Annotated in this window: 21 protein-coding genes and 1 pseudogene; 11 read left to right on the plus strand and 11 right to left on the minus strand. The window is 77.9% G+C overall.

Annotation, left to right across the window (positions count from 1 at the left end; all coding sequences use genetic code 11):
* Positions 1–110 precede the first annotated feature (110 nt).
* Together ACOQFB_RS03155 and ACOQFB_RS03160 are read right to left on the minus strand one after the other, a co-directional pair.
* Positions 111–287, minus strand: a complete 177-nt coding sequence (locus ACOQFB_RS03155; RefSeq protein ID WP_494492448.1) for a hypothetical protein — start codon at positions 285–287, stop codon at positions 111–113.
* A gap of 107 nt (positions 288–394) precedes the next feature.
* Positions 395–1354: an SMP-30/gluconolactonase/LRE family protein gene (locus ACOQFB_RS03160; RefSeq protein WP_494492449.1), complete on the minus strand. Its 960-nt coding sequence runs from the start codon at positions 1352–1354 to the stop codon at positions 395–397.
* 126 nt (positions 1355–1480) lie between these two features.
* Here ACOQFB_RS03160 and ACOQFB_RS03165 point away from each other — a divergent pair, with 126 nt between their 5' ends.
* Positions 1481–1951 carry a hypothetical protein gene (locus ACOQFB_RS03165; protein WP_059439522.1) on the plus strand — a complete coding sequence of 157 codons (471 nt, stop codon included), beginning with the start codon at positions 1481–1483 and terminating at the stop codon, positions 1949–1951.
* 26 nt (positions 1952–1977) lie between these two features.
* On the opposite strand, the gene ppnP is transcribed toward ACOQFB_RS03165, so the two are convergent.
* Both ppnP and ACOQFB_RS03175 read right to left on the minus strand, forming a co-directional pair.
* Positions 1978–2259: a pyrimidine/purine nucleoside phosphorylase gene (gene ppnP / locus ACOQFB_RS03170; protein WP_059439521.1), complete on the minus strand. Its 282-nt coding sequence runs from the start codon at positions 2257–2259 to the stop codon at positions 1978–1980.
* Between the two features lie 32 nt (positions 2260–2291).
* Positions 2292–2963 carry a DUF6064 family protein gene (locus ACOQFB_RS03175; RefSeq protein WP_421608617.1) on the minus strand — a complete coding sequence of 224 codons (672 nt, stop codon included), beginning with the start codon at positions 2961–2963 and terminating at the stop codon, positions 2292–2294.
* Positions 2964–3158: 195 nt separating this feature from the next.
* Here ACOQFB_RS03175 and ACOQFB_RS03180 point away from each other — a divergent pair, with 195 nt between their 5' ends.
* Positions 3159–4136, plus strand: coding sequence for a histone deacetylase family protein (locus tag ACOQFB_RS03180; RefSeq protein WP_421608618.1), 978 nt, complete (start codon positions 3159–3161; stop codon positions 4134–4136).
* 8 nt (positions 4137–4144) lie between these two features.
* On the opposite strand, the gene ACOQFB_RS03185 is transcribed toward ACOQFB_RS03180, so the two are convergent.
* Complete coding sequence (locus tag ACOQFB_RS03185; RefSeq protein WP_059439518.1) at positions 4145–4693, minus strand: hypothetical protein; 549 nt, start codon at positions 4691–4693, stop codon at positions 4145–4147.
* A gap of 61 nt (positions 4694–4754) precedes the next feature.
* Between ACOQFB_RS03185 and ACOQFB_RS03190 the strand changes: the two genes are divergently transcribed.
* The 3 genes from ACOQFB_RS03190 (at position 4755) to ACOQFB_RS03200 (ending at position 7818) form a co-directional block, all read left to right on the plus strand.
* Positions 4755–5477: a hypothetical protein gene (locus tag ACOQFB_RS03190; RefSeq protein ID WP_421608619.1), complete on the plus strand. Its 723-nt coding sequence runs from the start codon at positions 4755–4757 to the stop codon at positions 5475–5477.
* Between the two features lie 67 nt (positions 5478–5544).
* Positions 5545–5979: an RsbRD N-terminal domain-containing protein gene (locus tag ACOQFB_RS03195; protein WP_421608620.1), complete on the plus strand. Its 435-nt coding sequence runs from the start codon at positions 5545–5547 to the stop codon at positions 5977–5979.
* Between the two features lie 15 nt (positions 5980–5994).
* Positions 5995–7818 (plus strand): SLC13 family permease, encoded by a 1824-nt coding sequence (locus tag ACOQFB_RS03200; RefSeq protein ID WP_421608621.1) that lies wholly within the window; start codon positions 5995–5997, stop codon positions 7816–7818.
* Positions 7819–7833: 15 nt separating this feature from the next.
* On the opposite strand, the pseudogene ACOQFB_RS03205 reads toward ACOQFB_RS03200, so the two are convergent.
* From ACOQFB_RS03205 to ACOQFB_RS03215, 3 genes and pseudogenes are all read right to left on the minus strand, one after another.
* Positions 7834–9316: pseudogene (locus tag ACOQFB_RS03205) on the minus strand (amidase).
* 87 nt (positions 9317–9403) lie between these two features.
* Positions 9404–10540 (minus strand): PheS-related mystery ligase SrmL, encoded by a 1137-nt coding sequence (srmL, locus tag ACOQFB_RS03210; RefSeq protein WP_059439437.1) that lies wholly within the window; start codon positions 10538–10540, stop codon positions 9404–9406.
* A gap of 300 nt (positions 10541–10840) precedes the next feature.
* Positions 10841–11227, minus strand: a complete 387-nt coding sequence (locus ACOQFB_RS03215) for a hypothetical protein (RefSeq protein ID WP_011422480.1) — start codon at positions 11225–11227, stop codon at positions 10841–10843.
* 91 nt (positions 11228–11318) lie between these two features.
* On the opposite strand from ACOQFB_RS03215, the gene ACOQFB_RS03220 reads away from it, so the two are divergent.
* The 3 genes from ACOQFB_RS03220 (at position 11319) to ACOQFB_RS03230 (ending at position 13122) form a co-directional block, all read left to right on the plus strand.
* Positions 11319–11870, plus strand: a complete 552-nt coding sequence (locus ACOQFB_RS03220; protein ID WP_421608623.1) for a GNAT family N-acetyltransferase — start codon at positions 11319–11321, stop codon at positions 11868–11870.
* A complete protein-coding gene (locus ACOQFB_RS03225; RefSeq protein ID WP_421608624.1) occupies positions 11867–12505 on the plus strand; it encodes a hypothetical protein in 639 nt (212 codons plus the stop codon). Before ACOQFB_RS03220 ends, ACOQFB_RS03225 begins: the two co-directional genes overlap by 4 nt.
* 125 nt (positions 12506–12630) lie before the next feature.
* Positions 12631–13122, plus strand: coding sequence for a DUF4442 domain-containing protein (locus tag ACOQFB_RS03230; RefSeq protein WP_059438211.1), 492 nt, complete (start codon positions 12631–12633; stop codon positions 13120–13122).
* Here the strand turns inward: ACOQFB_RS03230 and ACOQFB_RS03235 are convergent.
* The gene (locus ACOQFB_RS03235; RefSeq protein ID WP_421608625.1) at positions 13019–13534 is read right to left on the minus strand and encodes a MarR family winged helix-turn-helix transcriptional regulator; all 516 of its coding nucleotides are present in this window, start codon (positions 13532–13534) and stop codon (positions 13019–13021) included. The two genes, ACOQFB_RS03230 and ACOQFB_RS03235, sit on opposite strands and share 104 nt — an antisense overlap.
* 84 nt (positions 13535–13618) lie before the next feature.
* Here ACOQFB_RS03235 and ACOQFB_RS03240 point away from each other — a divergent pair, with 84 nt between their 5' ends.
* Positions 13619–14680, plus strand: a complete 1062-nt coding sequence (locus tag ACOQFB_RS03240; protein ID WP_059438213.1) for a branched-chain amino acid aminotransferase — start codon at positions 13619–13621, stop codon at positions 14678–14680.
* Here ACOQFB_RS03240 and alr read toward each other — a convergent pair.
* Positions 14677–15855, minus strand: coding sequence for an alanine racemase (alr, locus tag ACOQFB_RS03245; RefSeq protein WP_421608626.1), 1179 nt, complete (start codon positions 15853–15855; stop codon positions 14677–14679). The genes ACOQFB_RS03240 and alr overlap by 4 nt on opposite strands.
* A 156-nt stretch (positions 15856–16011) precedes the next feature.
* On the opposite strand from alr, the gene ACOQFB_RS03250 reads away from it, so the two are divergent.
* The gene (locus tag ACOQFB_RS03250; protein WP_011422475.1) at positions 16012–16548 is read left to right on the plus strand and encodes a hypothetical protein; all 537 of its coding nucleotides are present in this window, start codon (positions 16012–16014) and stop codon (positions 16546–16548) included.
* A 132-nt stretch (positions 16549–16680) separates the two neighbouring features.
* Entirely contained in the window at positions 16681–17289 is a 609-nt protein-coding gene (locus ACOQFB_RS03255; protein WP_421608627.1) for a hypothetical protein, read from the plus strand.
* Positions 17290–17698: 409 nt separating this feature from the next.
* On the opposite strand, the gene ACOQFB_RS03260 is transcribed toward ACOQFB_RS03255, so the two are convergent.
* On the minus strand, positions 17699–18163 hold the full coding sequence (locus ACOQFB_RS03260) for a hypothetical protein (protein WP_059438216.1): 465 nt from the start codon (positions 18161–18163) through the stop codon (positions 17699–17701).
* Positions 18164–18196 lie beyond the last annotated feature (33 nt).

Raw genomic sequence — 18196 nt, forward strand, 5'->3', positions numbered from 1 at the left:
GATGTCTAGCAGGCGGGGGTGACACGCGGAAGGCGCCGGAAGTGGGCAGCGGAAAAGAGGGAATTCCGCGCCGTCGCAGGTGGCGGCGGGCCTCGGCCGGCCCCCGCCGCTCACAGCGGCAGCCGGTAGATCCGCGTCGGCTCCATCCCCGCCGGCGCGAGCTTCCCGTCCTTCCACCCGTCCACGTGGCTGTTGCCGATGTAGACGAACGCGCCGGGCACCAGCGCGCCGGTGGTGGGCACGCGCCAGCCGGGGTTGGCGGTCTCGAGCACCTCGGCCGTCCGCACGCCCGCGGCGCCGGGCTCGAGCTCGAGCCGGATGATGCGCGGGGTGCCGGCGCCGTTCTGGACGGCGACGAGCGTCCGGCCGGCGGCGGAGAGGCCGTCGATGCCGGTCAGCGGGAAGCGGCCGGGGCCGCGCAGGCGGCGGGGCGCGCCGCCGTCGCGCGGCAGGTCCCACAGGCGGTCGCGTCGGCGACGAGGAGCCGGCCGTCGGCGATGGCGATCCCGTTCGCGTAGACCCAGCGCCGCCCGCCGCCGGCCGCCACCAGCGCGGCGGCGCCGGGGTCGAGCCGCCACACCTCGCCGCCCTCGCTGTCGGTCGCGTAGACGGTGCCGTCCTCGCCGACGGCGAGGTCGTTCAGCATGTGGCCCGGGCCGTCCAGCCCGGCGCTCCGGCGCGGCGCGCCGGTGGCGAGGTCGAACGCGAGGAGGCGCGTGCGCGCGGGCGTCCCCGCGGCCGCGTCCGCCCGCGCGAGGGAGGCCGCCCAGAGCAGGCCGCGCGCGGCGTCCACCTTGATCCCCAGCACCTGGTCCAGCCCGGCGCCGGGCGGGACGAGGTCGCGCACCGCCCCGCCCGGATCGACGCGCACGATCTTCCGCAGCCGCATGCTCCCGACGTAGAGCGCGCCGTCCCGCGGGTCGGCCGCGATGCCCTCCGCCACCAGGCCCGGCTCGGCCAGCGTGGCCGCGAGCGGCGCATGGGGCGTCGCCGGCACGCGCGCGGCGAAGCGCGCGGCGAGCGCCTTCAGCTCGGGGCGGTCCGCGAGCGCGGGGAAGTCGGCGGGATCCATCCCGTTCGACCAGCCGGCCTCGTCGAGCGACCGGAGCAGCGCCAGGGCGCCGTCCGCGTCGCCCTGGCTCGCGGCGAGCCAGGCGCGCAGGTAGGGGAGGCCGGGGTCGCCCGGATCCTGGGGCGCGGGCGCGCCGCCGGCGGGCGCGGCCGGGGCCGCGGGCGTGGGCGCGCGCGCCGTCGCCGGGGCGTGGTGGCACGCGACGGCGAGGGCGCTCGCCGCGGCGGCGAGGAGCGCGAGCGGGAGCGGCCGGGCAGGGGGCGGGCGCGCGACGGGGGCCATGGTCACCTCACGTGAAGAGGGCTCCCCGGACCGATGCGCCGGCGCGGGCGATGTGACGGGCGCCGCCACGCCAGGGGCGCGCCGGCGCGGGCTGCGGCCGGGACCGGCGCGTGCTAACTGTGGCGCGTGCCCCACTTCTCCCGCCGCCTCCCTGGCGTCCTGCCGCGCAAGGACCTCGTCCGCCTGCTCGTGCCCACGTACGCCGCCGCGCGCGGCGTGGACGAGGAGGAGGCCGCCGAGCGGCTCTCGCGCGCGCTCGCCGCCCCGGCGGCGCTCGACGAGCTGTACGGCGGCATCTCCGAGGCGCTCCGCGACGCGCAGGGCCCGCGCACCTCGGAGGACGCGCTCATGGACCGGCTCTCCGCGGGCGTGGTGACCCGCGGCGGCCGCGCCAAGCCCGCCCCCTCGACGCCGGCCGTCTCCGCCGCGCTCGTCCGGCTCGACCTCGAGGTCGGCATCGCCCCGGAGTCGATGCGCGCCACGCTCGCGGCCGGACCGGGGCGCGCGCTGCTCGAGGCCGGGCTCCGCGCGCTCGGCGCGCACGTGGTGAAGGAGCTGCTGCGCGGCGCGCGCGGGGGCGCGGCGAAGGGAAGCTAGGGACGCGCCGCCAGGCAGCCCTCGCCCTACAGAAACTCGCAGACGTACGCCGCCGGCGCGGTCGCCTTCACGTCGAAGCCGCTCCGGCCCGGGACCTCGAAGCAGGTGCCGGCGGGGAAGGCGCGGAAGCCGGCCTCGCCCGGCAGGCGCGCCCACAGCTCGCCCGAGACCACGGTCATCCGCTCCGGCGCCTCCGTGCCGAAGTGGAACTCGCCCACGTCCACCACGCCGGCGGTCTGCCGGCGGCCGTTGCGCTCGAACCCGATGCTCTGGACCTGGCCCTCGAAGAACGTCTTGTGCGTGAGCATGGGCCGATGGAAGCACGCGCCGCGCGCGCCGGTCAACGCGCGCCCGCGCCGCGCGCCGCGGGCCGCCGGTGGACGCGCGGGCGATCGCGGCCGAGCAGGAGGCCGGTCGCGAGCACGCCGGCGAACGGCAGCGGGAGGTCCTCGGTCATGCCCAGCTCGAGCGCGGCGGGGATGCCCATCAGCGACCACAGGAACGGGACCACCAGCAGCCGGCGCGGCACCGGCCGGTCGGTGAGCAGCAGCAGTCCCAGGGTGAAGATCGTGTTCGGGCAGGGCGTCACGCCGAACGCGGGCGCGCGCGGGTAGGCGTGCCCGGCGAGCGCGCCGACGAGCGGGTAGACGGCCGCCGCGTAGAGCATGAGCGAGAGCCCCGCGGTGGTGAGCCCGCCGGGCCGGGCGTGGAACGACAGCCACCCGCGCACCGACGCCGTCGCGAACAGCACCGCCTGGACCACGAACGCCGCGGCGAACGCCGGCGCGAGCGAGGACACGCGCGCGAACGCGCTCGCGTGGAAGGCGGCGGCGGCGGCCCAGAGGAACGCGAGCACGAGCGCGGTCCCGGCGCTCGCCCCGCGCCCGCCGCGCACCGCGAGCACGAGCGCGAGGAGCGCGAGCGCGTAGGCGACGAGCGGCATGGGCCACACCGCGCCGTTGAACTGCTCGAACGCGTCGAGGAGCTGCTGCGAGGTGAACGGGACGCCCATGGGCCACCTCCGCCTGCCAGCAGGCGCACCGCCGCGCGCCGGCGTCGAGCGCCCTCGGCGTGGCGACCCGATCGCGGGCGGCACCGGACGCGCCCGCGCGCGCACCGGGATGGTTGCATCACCAACGGTGAAGCGCCCTCCGGGCCGCCCGGGGTTCCCCCGCCCGCCCGCCGGGAGTATGGTGCCCGCCGAACCATGCCGCAGCGCGTCCTCCTCGTCTCCCACCCCGACTGCCAGGCGCACGATCCCGGCCCCGGGCACCCCGAGCGCCTGGCGCGGCTCGAGGCCGCGCTGGAGGCGCTCGCCGCGGATCCCGCGCTCGGGCCGCAGGTGCTGGAGCGCGTCGAGGCGGCGCGGGCGACCGAGCAGGCGCTGCTCCGCGTGCACACGCCCGGGCACCTCGCCCGCGTGCGCGGCCACGTGGAGGCGGCGGCGCGCACCGGGATGCTCGACTGGCTCGAGCCGGAGACGCCGGTGTCGGCGGGCTCCTGGCGGGCGGCGGTGGCCGCGGCCGGCGCGGCCATCGAGGCCGCCGAGCGGGTGGCGCGCGGCGAGGCGCGGGCGGCGTTCGCGCTGGTCCGGCCGCCCGGCCACCACGCCTGGGCCGACCGCGCCGGCGGCTACTGCCTGCTCAACAACGTCGCGATCGCGGCGCGCGCGGTCCAGGCCGCGGGGCTGGCGCGGCGGGTGCTCGTGGTGGACTGGGACGTCCACCACTGCGACGGCACGCAGTCGATCTTCTGGGAGGACCCGGCCGTCTACGTGCTCTCCCTGCACCTGTGGCCGCACTACCCGCACACCGGCGCGCCGGAGGAGCGCGGCGCCGGCGCGGGCGAGGGGACGACGCGCAACGTGGCGGTGCCGCACGGCACGCGCGCGCCCGAGCAGCGGCGCCTGTTCGAGGACGGGCTCGCGGCGGCCCTCGCCGAGTTCCGCCCGGACCTAGTGCTGCTCTCGGCCGGCTTCGACCCGCTGGAGGGCGATCCGGAGGGCGGCCTGCACCTCGAGCCGTCCGACCTGCACGCGATGACGCGGACGCTGGTGGAGCGGTGCGCCGCGGCCGGATGCGAGCGGATCGCGGCGGTGCTGGAGGGCGGGTACGTCCCGCCGCGCCTGGGCCAGGGCGTGGTGCAGGTGGTCCGGGCGCTGGCGGGGCTGCCGGCGGCCGGATAGCGGGCGGGTCAGCCGCGCGGCCGCGCGCCGAAGCGGATGAGGTCGCGCTCGCCGCGCCCGAACGCGCCTAGCAGCGCCGCCGGGCCGTGGGCCTGCGCGTCCGCCAGCTCCTGCGGCGAGAGGAACACGGCCATCGACACCTGCACCAGCTCCGCGTCGAAGCGGATCGCGTCGGGCAGGTCCGGGAACCAGCGGCCGGCGCTGGGCGGCAGCAGCGCCACCCCGGCGCGCCCCGCGTCCACCAGCGCGGGGTCCGCGAGCGGGAGGACGCGGACCGCGTCGCCCGCGGGCGCGGCCCGCTCCACGCGCGCCAGCAGCGCCCCGACCATCATGGGATCCGCGTCGGTGAGCGTCGCGACCACGCGGCGGCCGGACCGCCCGAGCGTGAACACCACCGCCGCGCCCGGGCTGGGGGCGAGCGGCGCGGACGCGAACACGGCCGGCGGGCCGTCCGGATCGAGCGCGAGCTCGACCGCGCGCCCGCCGCCCGCGGCGGGGACGTGCTCCATCACGTACACGAGGACCCGGGCCTCGAGCCGGTTCAGCGCCGCTTCCATGGCGGAAGCTTGCCACGTTCCACGCCGGAGCGGGAACCGCGGCTGCTAGACTCCGCGCCCTATGCCGCTCGCCCGCCGCCGCGCCGCCTGGCCCCCCTGGAAGGAGAACCGCCGCGTCGCGCTGTCCGTGGCCGCCGTCGCGCTGGTGGTGGGCGCGGTGGTGCTCTGGGGGCGCGGCACCGGACGCCCGGACGTCGCGCTCGCGGCGCAGGCCGCCGCGCTCCTCGGCTGGTTCGCCCTGCTCATGGTGGCGGTGCGCCGGCCGCCGCGCGCCCGGGCGCCGCGCGACGCCGCCGGCGCCGCCATCCTGCGCGCGGGCCTGGCCCGCCGGCTCGCGTTCCCGCTCCTGCTCGCGCCCGCGCTCGGCGCGGTCGCCGTGCGCGCGGTGCGCGAGCAGCCGGGCGCCCGCGGCTTCGGCCTGGCCGCGCTGGCCGCGCTGGTGGTGCTCTTCCTGGCGGCGGGCGCGCTCCGGCCGGCCCGCGCCTTCCGGCTCGGCGAGGACGGGCTCGAGCTGCGCCTGCGCGGCCGCCCCGCCGCGCTGCTCCCGTGGGCGCGGGTCCGCGAGGTGCGGGTGGAGCGCTGGCGGGCGCACGCCGGGCTGGTGCTGCTGGGCGAGGAGGGGAGCCCGTCCCTCGGGGTGAGCGCCTGGCTGGACGGGTCGGCCGAGCTGGCCGGCGCGCTGCTCCAGCGCGCCCCGGCGCGCGCGCTCGAGGGCCCGGGGACGCGCGAGGCGCTGCAGGCGCTCGCGGGCGGGCTCGCGCCTGCCCCCTCCGCCGCGCGCTGAGCCCCCGCCCGCCGCCCGGCGACCCGGGCGCCGGCGCGTGGACATCCTCTGCCGTGGAGGTGCGCGCGTGGGGAGCCGGCTGGCGGAGCGGATCCGGGAGAGCGGGGAAGAGGTGCTGGCGGCCTGGGAGGCGGGGGTGCGGACGCTCGCCAGCGCGGCGAGGGCGCCTGAGCCGGCCCTGCTGGATCGCGTCCCGGAGCTGCTCGGCTGGCTGGCCGACCGGCTCGACGACGGGGGCGCGGCGGAGGACGAGCGGGACGCGTTCGGGCACCACCACGCGCTGGAGCGGCTCGCGCAGGGCTTCGACCTCGTGGAGGTCGTCGCCGAGCTCGGGCTGCTGCGCGAGTGCCTGCTGGACGCCTGGGTGGCGGCGCCGGACGGCGTCGCGCCCGCCGACGTCCGCCGCATGGAGGTGGAGCTCGACCACGTGGTGGCGCTGGTGGTGCTGAGGTTCGTGCGCGAGCGGGCGGCCGGCGACGCGGCCGCGCCCGCGGGCGCGTGAGGCGGGCGGCGGCGCGTGGCGGCGGCCCTGGTCCTCGGCACGGTGCTCCTCGCGCTCGTGCTCTTCTGGACGGAGTGGGTCCCGGTGGAGGTCACCTCGCTCCTGGTGGTCTGCCTGCTCGCGGCGACCGGCGTGCTGACGCCGAAGCAGGCGTTCTCCGGGTTCTCCGACGACACCGTGATCTTCATCTTCACCCTGCTCGCCATGACGCAGGGGCTCGCCGCCACCGGCGTGGTGAAGGCGGTCGGCGAGCGGCTCACCGTCCTGGGCCGGTTCGGGCCGACCGCGTTCCTCCTCGCGCTGCTCGTGACGGTGGCGGCCTTCTCCGCGTTCGTCTCGAACACCGTCACCGCCGCGGCGTTCCTGCCGGTGGCGGTGAGCGGCGCCGAGCGCGTCGGCCTGCCCAAGCGCGAGGTGCTGATGCCGATGGCGTACGCCTCGATGCTGGGCGGCACGGTGCTCCTGTTCGGCACCTCCACGAACCTGGTGATGAGCGCCGCCATGGCGCGCTCCGGGCTCGGCCGGATCGGCGTGACCGAGCTGGCGCCGCTCGGCCTGCCCATCGCGGCGCTCGGGATCGCGCTGGTGGTGCTCGTGGCGAGGCCGCTGCTCCGGCGCGGCGAGCGGCCCGCCGAGCCGGAGGCGGTGCCGGAGCGCGCGTACCTCTCGGAGGTGGCGGTGCCGGCCGGCTCGCCGCACGTGGGCCAGCCGCTCTCGGAGGTGGCGCCGACGCTCGGCGCGCGCCCGGTCGCGGTGGTGCGAGACGGCGAGCCGCAGCCCGCCGAGCCCGGTGCGGTGCTGGCGCCGCACGATCGCGTGGTGGTGGAGGGCCGGCGCGAGGAGATCGTCGGGGCCGCCGCCGCGCCCGGCGTGGCGCTCGGCACCGGCGGCGCGCCGCCGCCCGCGCCGGCCGCGCCGGACCCGGCGCCCGGCGCGCCGGACGCGCCGGTGGTGGTGGAGGCGTCGGTCCCGCCCGGCTCGCGGCTGGCCGGCAAGGCGGTGGCCGAGGCGGACCTGGCCGCGCAGCTCGGCCTCGACGTGCTGGGGATCCACCGGCGCCCCGTCGTGCAGCGCCTCACCAAGCTGCAGCTCCTCGCGCCGGGCCGCCGGCGCGGCGGGTCCATCGGCGCGCTCCCCATCGCGGCCGGCGACCTGCTGCTGCTGCGCGGGCCGCGCGAGCGGGTCCGCGCGCTCGCCGACGGCGGGCTGCTCCTCGTGCTGAGCGGCGTGGACGCCGAGCCGCTCCGACGGCGGAAGGCGCTGCTCGCGGCGGCGATCTTCCTCGGGGCGCTGGGCGTCGGGACCGCCGGGCTGCTGCCCCTGGCGGTCGCGGGGCTGGCGGGGCTGCTCGCGATGATCTTCACCGGCTGCGTGGACGCGCGGCGGGCGCTGCGGGTGGACTGGCGCGTGGTGCTGCTGGTCGGGTCGATGCTGGCGCTCGGCCTCGCCATGGAGGAGAGCGGCGCCGGGCGCCTCGTCGGCGAGCGGCTCGCGGCGGCGGGGGCGCTGGCCGGCCCGCACGGCGTGCTGCTCGCGCTGGTGGTGCTCACCATCGTCCTGTCCGCGCCCATGAGCAACCAGGCCGCCGCGCTGGTGATGCTGCCGGTCGCGATCGCCGCCGCGCACCGGCTGGGCGTGGACCCGCGCCCGTTCGCGATCGGGGTGACGCTGGCGGGCTCGTGCTCCTTCGTGACGCCGCTCGAGCCGGCGTCGATGCTGGTCTACGGGGCGGGGCGGTACCGCTTCTCGGACTTCGTGCGCGTGGGGACGCCGCTCACGCTCGGCATCGTGGCGCTGCTCACGCTGGCGGTGCCGCTCGTCTGGCCGTTCGCGCGCTGACGCGGACGCGCCGTCTCAGGGCAGCGACGGCGCCCGGTCGCCCCAGGGCGCGGCGTCCTCCACCTGCGCGGCCAGCCGGAACAGCGCCGCCTCGTCCCCGAACCGCCCCACCACCTGCACGCCGATGGGCAGGCCGTCGCGGCTGAAGTGGAGCGGCAGGCTCATCGCCGGCTGGCCGGTCTGGTTGAACAGCATGGTGTTCCCGGTGGCGTCGAACGAGCGGCTCCCCAGCTCGTCGAAGAGCCGCTCCAGCAGCCGCCGCGAGCCGAGCCGCGCCACGAAGCGCAGCGCCAGCCGCTCGTGCGAGCGCGCCGCGAGCGCCCCGACCCGGACCGGCGGGCGCGCCAGCGTGGGCGTGAGCAGCGCGTCGTGCTGCTCGAAGAACGCCGCCACGCCGCGCGAGGCCCGCTCCAGCTCCACCCGGGCGAGCACCAGGTCCTGCGCCGAGAGCGCGCGGCCGCCGGCGGCGAGCGCGGCCGTCTCCGGCTCGAGGTCCCCGCCGCGCGGGCGGCGCCCCACGTGGCGCGCCGCGAGCTCGACGTCGGCCGCGGTCTGCGCCGCGAGCGTGACCAGGTACGCCCGCGCCAGCGCGTCGCGCGGGAACTCCGGCCGCGCCTCCACCAGCTCGTGGCCGAGGTCGGCGAGGAGCCGCGCGGCCGCGTCCACCGCCGCGGCGCAGTCGGGATCGGTGGAGCGCGCGAACAGGCCCTCGCGCGTGAACGCGATCCGCAGCCGCCCCGGCGGCGCGCCCACCTCGGCGAGGAACGGGCGGGCCTTGGGCGGCGCCGCGTAGGGATCGCCCGGCGCCGGGCCGTCGATCGCGTCGAGCAGCGCGGCCGAGTCGCGCACCGAGCGCGTCAGCACGCCCTCCACGGCGAACCCGCCCAGCGCCTCGCCGAACGCCGGCGCCAGCGTGACGCGCCCGCGCGTCGCCTTCAGCGCGAACAGGCCGCACACCGAGGCGGGGATGCGCAGCGAGCCGCCGCCGTCGTTCCCGTGCGCGGCCGGGACGATCCGGGCCGCCACCGCCGCGGCGCTCCCGCCCGACGAGCCGCCCGACGTGAACGCCGGGTTCCACGGGTTCCGGGTCGGCCCGCGCAGCGCCGGCTCGGTGACGCCCATGACGCCCAGCTCCGGCGTGTTCGTGCCCGAACAGCACCAGCCCCGCCGCCTGGAACCGCCGCACCGTCTCGGCGTCCTCCGGCGCCACGAACCCGGCCAGCAGCCGCGACGAGCACGTGTACGGGTGCCCCTTCCACGCGGCGAGTAGATCCTTCAGCAGGAACGGCACGCCGGAGAGCGGGCCGGCCGGGAGCGGGCCGCGGGCGCGGGCGCGCGCCTCGTCGTCGTAGCGGGCGACGATGGCGTTGATGGGCGGGTTGCGCCGGTCGGCGCGCTCCAGCGCCGCCTCGAGCAGCTCGAGCGCGGTCACCTCGCGGCGCGCGACCAACTCGGCCAGGCCGAGCGCGTCGAGGCGGTCGTACTCCGGCAGTCGCACGGCGTGGCCTCCTGGGGAATCCCAGGATAGCCCCGGGCCGGGGCGCGGGGCGGACGCGGCACGCCCGCACCCCGGCCGGGGCGGGAGCTACGGGATGGGGGGCGCGCCGCAGGCCCAGGCGTGCTCGGTGCCCTGGTGCACCGCGGCGTAGACGGCGTCGCGGAGCCGGTTGGCCTCGTCGTCGGTGAGCGTCCGCCCCAGCGCGCGCAGCACGAGCCGGAGCAGCACGTTCTTCTGCCCCGGGCGCATCCCCAGCCGCGCCCGCGCCGCCTCCGGCAGCGCGTCCCAGGGCGTCTCCGAGCGGACCTCGATGGCCTCGACGTCGCCGGCCCGGGGCCCGAGCGCCTCGCGCACGCGGTCGCCGAGCGCCTCCGCGCCGGCGTCCGCCGCCACCGCCACCGAGAGGTCGCGGCGCACCGGCGGGTGGCGCGAGACCGCCCGCCACGGCGAGAGGTCCTGCATCTGGGCCGCGATGCGCGGGTCGTCGGAGCGGAGCAGGCGGATGTCGTCGAGCCCCTTCGCCAGCATCACGAGGCGGTCCAGCCCGAGCCCCATGGCCAGCCCGCTCGCGTCCGCGGGCAGCCCGGCCTCGGCGAGCACCTCGGGCGCGACCAGGCCGCACTCGCCGATCTCGATCCACTCGCCGCGCACGCGGACGTCGATCTGCCTGCCCTCGCGCGTGTACGGGTGCGGCGACGGCACCACCGAGAGCGTCAGCTCGGGCAGCACCGCCCGGACCGCGGTGGCGATCATCTCGGCCAGCTCGTGCACGCCGAGCGGCGGCCCGCGGCGGATCCGCCACAGGTCCACCTGGTGCGGCTCGCCGGTGTGGAGGCGGTCGATGGCGTCGCGCCGGTACACCAGGCCCGGGCAGACCAGCAGCAGGTCGCGCGGCGGCGCGGCGGCGAGCCTGCGCAGCGCCGGCGGCACCATGGCGGTGGTCTGGGTGCGGAGCAGGTGCGTCTCGGACACGTAGCGGGTGTGCCGCGCGTCGCGGGCCGCGCCGCCGGGCGGGTAGTGGAGCCGGTCGTAGTTGTCGGCGACCGCGACCACCGGGCTGGCGCGCTCCACGGCGACCGGGCAGCGCCAGGTGGCGGAGAGCGCGTCCACCGCCTTGCGCAGCACGAGCTGCACGGCGTGCGGACCCTGCGCAGGGTCGGTGAGATCGCGGATCGCGAGCGCGCGTTTCAGCGCGCCGGGGGAGAGGACGGGGAGCTTCGACATGGTTCGGGCCTCGAGCGCCGGGGGCGCGCCGCGCGGCGGCGCGCCGTTGGAAGGAAGGGTGGAGCGACGACTCCCCCCGCCACGGCCCGAACGATCTCGATGGTGCGGAGCGGCCCCTGCTCACCGCGCGAGCGGGTCCGTCCAGGCACCGGGCCGGGACGGAGGGCCGCTAAATCGACGCGCACACGGGCTCGTCCGGGCACCGGGCCGGGACGAGGGGCCGCAATATCGACGCGCGATCGCGCTCAGGAGGACCACGTCACGAGGATAGCCGCCGGGGCGCGCCGGCGCAACGCCCGCTCACTGCTTGAGCTGCGCGCGGTGCCCGGCCTCCTCGTCGAAGCCGTGCGCGAGGACGAAGTGGTAGACGGGGTACGGCTCGTCGCCGCTGCCCCCGATCAGCTCGAACAGGAACTGCCCGGCGTCGCCGTCCGGGTCGGGGAGCACCTGCACGAACAGCACCTCGCGCGCCTCGATGGCGATCTCGGCCAGGGTCTGCTTGCCGCGGGAAAGCTGGACCACCGGTACGCGCTCCTCGTCCTCCTCGAGGTGCCAGTGCAGGTCCTCCTGATCGTAGAGGAACGTGTCGGGGGTCCCGGCGCGCAGGATGCAGTTGGGGTGGCGCTTGAGCCAGCGCCAGAAGCGATCGAACGTGAGGGTCGAGCCGGTCTCGACGGTGACGGGCATGGGTGGGAATATAGCGTCGAAGGTCCGCGCGCGGGGCCCATCGCGCGCGGGGCGCACGGCGCACGCCGCGCCGGCGCGGGTCGAGGCCGCGATGGATCGCTTCCGCGCAGCCGGGCTGGAGCTCCAGGAGCTGGGCGCGCGCGATCTGGCGCGCATCCAGGACCTGCTGGAGCGGTGCGCCGAGTGGTGGGCGCTCATCCACGGCCGCGCGCCGCGCGACGACGAGGCGGAGTGGCTGCTGCAGGACGTCCCGCCGCGCTTCGACCGCCGGCGGCTGGTGGGGGTGGCCGCGGGCGGCGGCGCGCTGGCGGGGCTGCTCGACGCGACCGACGGCTGGCCGGAGCGCGGCATCACCTGGATCGGCCTGATGCTGTTCGAGCCGGCGTCCCGCTCCCGCGGGCTGGGCGCGGCGCTGCTCGCCGAGCTGGATCGCGAGCTGCGCGCGGCCGGGACGCGGGCGGTGCAGCTCATGGTGCAGGCGCAGAACCCGCGCGCCCGGGCGTTCTGGGAGCGGATGGGCTTCTGGCCGGTGGCGAGCGCGCGGGTGCGGGCCGGGCGGCTCGTGAACGACGTGACCGTGCTCCGGCGCGAGCTCGTCGCGGCGGGCGGCGCCGCCGGGCGCCGGCCCGGGGAGGCGGCGTGAGCGCCCGCGCGGCCGTCGCGGCGGCGATCGCGGCCGCGGCCTGCGCCTCCGCCGGGCCCGCCTCGCCGCCCGGCCCGCCGCCGTTCCAGGGCGTCGCCTCGGTGCTGCTGGTGCGCCCCGCGCCGCGCGATCCGTCCGCGGCGCGCCCGCGCGACGCGCTGGACGCGCTGCAGGAGAGCCTGGAGGGCGCCGGGCGGACGGTCCGGGTGGTGGAGCTCGGGCCGCGGCTCCGCGAGGACCTCGCGCCGCTCGCGCGGCTCCAGGCGCACGTGGAGGCGCGCGCCGGCGCGGGGCCGTTCGGCGCGCCGGCAGGCCGCGGGTCGGCGCGGCTGGATCGCCGCGACGCGGCGGCGATCCGCGAGGCCGGCGTGGACGCGGCGGCGCTGCTCGTCCGCTTCGAGCGGCGGCCGCTCCCGCCGATGGCGCCGCCGGGCGGGCCCATGTTCGCGGAGCCGCCGCGGCCCGCGGCCCGGCCGGCGGGCGCGCTCGCGCTCGTGGATCGCGACGGGCACCTCGTCTGGTTCGAGTGGGGCGCCGGCGCGGGCGCGCCCGGCGACCGCGGGCCGCCGACGGCCGCCGACGCCGTGAACGAGGCGGTGCGGGTGCTGCTGGGCCGGCCGGACGGGGAGGAGTGACGTCGGGCATGCCGCGCGGCGCCCGGCCGGCGCCCGTGCCCCCGCCGGTGCGCGCCGCGGGCAGGCGGCGGCCGCAGCCCATGCGGGTCCGCGACCGCGACCGCCCGGACCGCTAATCCGGGGGCGTGCCCGAGTCCCTCCGGACGCGTCTCGAGCGGCTCGCCTTCGGCCTGTTCCCCGCCTACGCGGGGACGGGCGCGCGGATCCGCTACATCGCCGCGGACTGGCGCGAGGTCCGGGTGGAGCTGCCGCTCGGGTGGCGCACGCGCAACTACGTCGGGACCATCTTCGGCGGCAGCATGTACGCGGCGGTGGACCCCATCTACATGCTGATGCTGATCCGGAACCTCGGGCCGGACTACGTGGTCTGGGACAAGGCCGCGAGCATCCGGTTCCTGAAGCCGGGCCGCGGGACGCTGGCGGCCCGCTTCACGCTCGAGGAGGCCGAGCTGGAGGCGATCCGCGCGACGCTCCGCACCGAGGCGTCGGTGGACCGGAGCTACGCGGTGGAGCTCACCGACGCGGCCGGGACGCCGCACGCCCGGGTGGAGAAGCTCGTCTACGTCCGGCGGCGGAGCCGCGGGCGCGGGGCGCCCGATCGCCGAGCGTCGCCATGATGTCGCGCCAGCCGTCCGCCGCCGCGGGCCCCGCCGCCCGGAACGCGCTCGCGAACAGGCGCCGCTGCGCGCCGGACACGCGGCGCTCCAGCGCCGCGCCGCGCGCGGTGAGCGTGAGCGCGCGCCGCCGGCGATCGTCCGGCACCGCCGCCGAGGCGACCAGCCCGTGCCCGAGCAGCTCGCGCAGCGGCCGCGCCAGCGCCTGCTTCGACACGCGCAGGATGCCCAGCAGGTCGCCGGGGGAGAGGCCCGGGTTCCGCCGCACGAAGTACAGCACGCGGTGGTGCACGCGCGACAGCCCGCGCCCGGCCAGGATCCGGTCCGGCTCCGCGGTGAGGTTGCGGAACGCGAAGAACAGGAGCTGGGACGCGTCGTCGAGCGGGTCCGTCGGGTCGATCATGTTGACGCTCACGGTCCGGGCGGCTGTAATACGTCAACGGCATTGACCTGAGCCGCGCCGGGGCACCAGTGTAGCACCGGGCGAGCGGAGGACACGATGGGCATCCCCGTGGAGCGCACCCGCAGCCCGAAGCCGCACCCCGCCGACGCCGACCTCGGCTTCGGCCGCCACTTCACCGACCACCTGTTCCGGATCGACTGGTCCGAGGGGAAGGGCTGGCACGCGCCGCGGGTCGAGCCGTACCGGCCGCTCTCGCTCGACCCGGCCGCCTCGGTGCTCCACTACGGGCAGGCGATCTTCGAGGGGCTGAAGGCGTTCCGGCACCGCGACGGCGGCATGCGGCTGTTCCGGCCGGCGGCGAACGTGGCGCGGCTCGCGGCGAGCGCGCGCCGGCTCAGCATGCCGGAGCCGGAGCCCGGCGTCGTGCTGGAGGGCATCCGCACGCTGCTCCGCACCGACGCCGACTGGCTGCCGGCGTCGCCGGGCACCGCGCTCTACGTGCGGCCGGTGATGTTCGCCACCGAGGCGTTCCTGGGGGTGCGGCCGTCCAAGACGTACACGCTGCTCGTGATCGTCTCGCCGGTCGGCGCCTACTTCTCGGGCGGCGCGCACGCGCTGCGCATCTGGGTGGAGCGGGCGCGGGCCCGCGCGGCGCAGGGCGGCATCGGCGCGTCCAAGGCGGCCGCGAACTACGTGGCCAGCCTGCTCGCGGGCGAGGAGGCGAAGGCGCACGGGTACGACCAGGTGCTCTGGCTCGACGCGGCCCGGCACGCCGATCTCGAGGAGATCGGGACCATGAACGTGTTCGCGAAGCTGGGCGCGACCGTGGTCACCCCCGCGCTCGAGGGCACCATCCTCGCCGGCATCACCCGCGACTCCGTCATCACGCTGCTGCGCGACTGGAAGGTGCCGGTCGAGGAGCGGCGGGTCTCGCTCGCGGAGCTGGAGCGCGCGCACGCCGCCGGGGCGCTGGAGGAGCTGTTCGGCACCGGCACCGCGGCGGTGGTGGCGCCCATCGGCGAGCTCGCCTGGGAGGGCCGGCAGCTGCTCCTCCCCGCGCCCGGCCCGCAGTCGCTGGGCGAGCGGCTGCGCGCGGCCGTGCACGCCATCCAGCGCGGCGAGGCGCCGGACCCGCACGGCTGGGTCGAGCCCGTCTAGACCGCGACCGGCGCCCGCTCCACCAGCGTGCTCGCCTCCACCGCGCGGCCGCCGCGCAGGTAGAGGCGCGGCACGCGGGCGGAGATGCCGGCCAGGATCTCCCAGGAGATGGTGTCGGCGATGGTGGCGAGATCGTCGGCGTCCACCCGCTCGTCGCCGTCGCGCCCGATGAGCGTCACCACGTCCCCGGCCGTCACGCCCGGCACCGCGGTGACGTCCACCATGCACATGTCCATGGCCACGCGGCCCACCACCGGCGCGCGGCGGCCCCGCACCAGCACCTGGGTCCGGTTGCCGAAGCTGCGCCGGTAGCCGTCGGCGTAGCCGCACATCACCAGCGCCACGCGGGTGGTGCGGCTCGCGGCCCAGGTGCGGCCGTAGCCGACGGTGGCGCCGCGGTCGATCTCCGACACCCGCGCCACGCGGGCGCGGAGCGACATCACCGGGCGCAGGTCGGCGTCGGTGCCGCACCAGGGCGCGGGGCGGTAGCCGTAGAGCGAGAGCCCGCCCCGGACCGCCTCGAGCGCCATCTCGTGGTCGAGCAGGATGCTGGCCGAGGCGGCGCAGTGCCGCTCGGGCACCCACGGCAGGCGGCGCGCGGTGTCGCGCAGCACCTCGAACTGCGCGCGGGTGAAGCGCTGGTCGCCCTCCTCCGCGGCGGCGAAGTGCGTGAACAGGCCCTCGACGCGGAGGCCGGGGAGCGCGCGCGCCCGCTCGGCCAGGGCCACCAGCGCGTCGGGCGGGAGGCCGTGGCGGTTGAGGCCGCTCTCCAGCTCGAGGTGGATGGGGACCTCGGCGCCGCGGAGGCGGGCCTCGGCCGAGAGCGCCTCCACCAGGTCCACGGCGCCGACCGCCGGGCGGAGGCCGAGCGCGACCACCCGGGCCGCGTCGCTCGCCGGGGTGTGGCCGATGACGAGCAGGGGCGCCTCCACGCCGGCGCGGCGCAGCTCCTCCGCCTCGTCCACGCACACCACCGCCAGCCCGTGCGCGCCCGCCTCCAGGGCCGCCCGCCCGCACGCCACCGCGCCGTGCCCGTAGGCGTTCGCCTTCACCACGGCATAGAGGCGGGCCGGCGAAGCACGGGCGGCGAGGAGGCGAACGTTGTGGGCGAGGGCGTCGAGGTCGATCTCGGCCCACACGGGCCGGCCACCCCAGGTAGAGGGGACGATGGACATGGCGCGCATCTTAGCCCCCGCCGGAATTCTGGACAGGAGAAGGCAGCGCGGTGCGTCGGGCGGCCTCGCGCCGGGACGCGCGCGCCGGCGGCCGCGCGTGTTACCCTGCCGGCCCTTCGACCGGGCGTTCGGCCGCCCAAGCACGGGAGGAAGCGCATGAGCCGCAGCCGCTACCAGGATCTCTGTGAGTCGCTCGAGCAGGCGCGCGCCGGGTTCGCCGGCTACCGCTCCGAGTGCGTGCTGTTCGCCGCGACGCTCTCGCGCGGGCTCATCGAGTACTCGGGCTGGCCGCGCGAGCTGGTCGGGTACGAGCCGGTGTCGCCCGGCGCGAACGGCGAGCCCACGCAGAAGATCGAGGACGCCATCCACCTCGGCGAGGACGGCTTCTGGCACGTCGGGCTCCGGCTCGCGCTGGAGGAGCCGAAGGGGCGCGACTCGATCCTGCTCGAGATCCGCTTCAAGAAGCTCGAGACCCGCTACATCATCTCGCTGTTCGGGATGGAGGACTTCGAGATGGCGGAGCCGACCCCCGAGGCGCTCCAGCCGCTCCACGAGTCGATCCTGAACGCGGTGAAGCGCCACTACGACTACGGCCTGCGCCTGTTCCTCGAGAACGGCGGCCGCGGCCTCAAGATCCCGATCTCGACGCAGCGCCTGCTGGAGATGGCGCGCGGCGCCGGCGGCGCCGCCTAGCCGGGCACGCCCCGGACCGCCTCCCGCGAAGCGCAGGCGGGACGACGGTGGTGGCGGGGCCCGTGGACGGGTGCTAGCGTGCCGGGGATCCGGATCCACGCGCAGTGCACCCGTCCCACGGAGAGTCCCGCCATGCGCCTCCTCCTCGCCGCCGCCATCGCAGCCCTCGCCCTCGCCGGCACCGCCCGCGCGCAGGTCCCGTCCATGCCGTCCAGCGCCGACGCCGACGCCGCCAGGGCGAAGGCCGACGCGCACGCAGCCGAGCACGCCACCGCGGCCGCCGCGAAGGCGGACGGCGCGGCGAAGCAGGCCGAGGCGAAGGCCGGCGCGCAGAAGGACGCCGCCGCCGCGAAGGCCAGGGCGCACCGGAGCGCGGCCGAGGCGAAGGCGCTGGAGGCGCAGTCCGCCGCCGAGGCGATGCGCCAGGAGCAGGGGGCCGGCGGCGAGGGGACCGCGCACGTCGGCGAGCCGAAGGGCGTCGCCGAGGGCAAGGCGAAGGCCGACGCCGCCGCCGCGAAGGGGCAGGAGAAGGCCGCCGCGGCCGCCGCGCACGGCAAGAAGAAGGGCCACCAGGCCGCCACGAAGGCGAAGGCGACCGGCGTGAAGGCCGGGCAGGACGCGGACCGCAAGGCGACCGACGCCGCCGCCAAGGCGAAGGCGGCCGCGGCCAAGGGTGACGAGAAGGCCGCCGAGGCCGCGGAGAAGGCCGAGGAGACCCGGAAGGCCGTCGAGGGGAAGTAGTCCCGCCCGCGCCCACCTCATCCGCTCACGGTTCGACGGGCTCACCGTGAGCGGATGATCGGCCCCCGCCCGCGCCCACCCCATCCGCTCACGGTTCGACGGGCTCACCGTGAGCGGATGATCGGCCCCCGCTCGTGCCCACCCCATCCGCTCACGGTTCGACAGGCCGTGAGCGGATGATCGGCCCCCGCCCGCGCCCACCCCATCCGCTCACGGTTCGACGGGCTCACCGTGAGCGGATGATCGGCCCCCCGCCCGCGCCCACCCCATCCGCTCACGGTTCGACAGGCTCACCGTGAGCGGACGCTGGATCCGCCGCTCGCCCTTCGACGGGCGCGGGGCGAGCGGATCACCCGGAACAGGTCCGCTCGTGGTGAGCCCGTCGAACCACGAGCCGCGGCGCGGGCGCTCAGCCGGGCAGCGCGCCGGCCCAGGCGCGCGCCAGGTAGGCGTCGATCCCGCCGCCGCCGGGCGTGAGCACGGTCTCGACGTACGCGTCGCGCTCGGCCGCCACGATCGCGAGATCCCAGACGCAGAGCGACTCGCCCTCGCGCGCCGGCCGCCAGCCCGCGTCGTCGCCCACGATCACGCGGAGCGGCAGCTCGCGCTCGCGGTCCCACCACGCGACCGTGACGCGGTCCAGCTCCGGGAGCTGGTGCTCGACGACGAGCCCCACGCCCGGGCGATCGTGCCGGACGGCGGGCTCCGGGAGCGCCGAGAGCGCCAGCCCGCGCCCGCTCCGGAAGCGCTCCTCCGCGAACGGCGAGCCGGCCTCCACCGAGGCGTAGCGCTTCAGCCGGAAGCCGAGGTGCTCGACGAGGCCGCGGTAGCGGGTGACCGGCGGCGTGGGCGGGCGGACGACGCGGAAGGGCATGCCGGCGCACCATAGCGGATGCGCGGGGCCGCG

Source organism: Anaeromyxobacter sp. Red801 (assembly GCF_049201065.2).
Taxonomy (GTDB): Bacteria; Myxococcota; Myxococcia; order Myxococcales; family Anaeromyxobacteraceae; genus Anaeromyxobacter.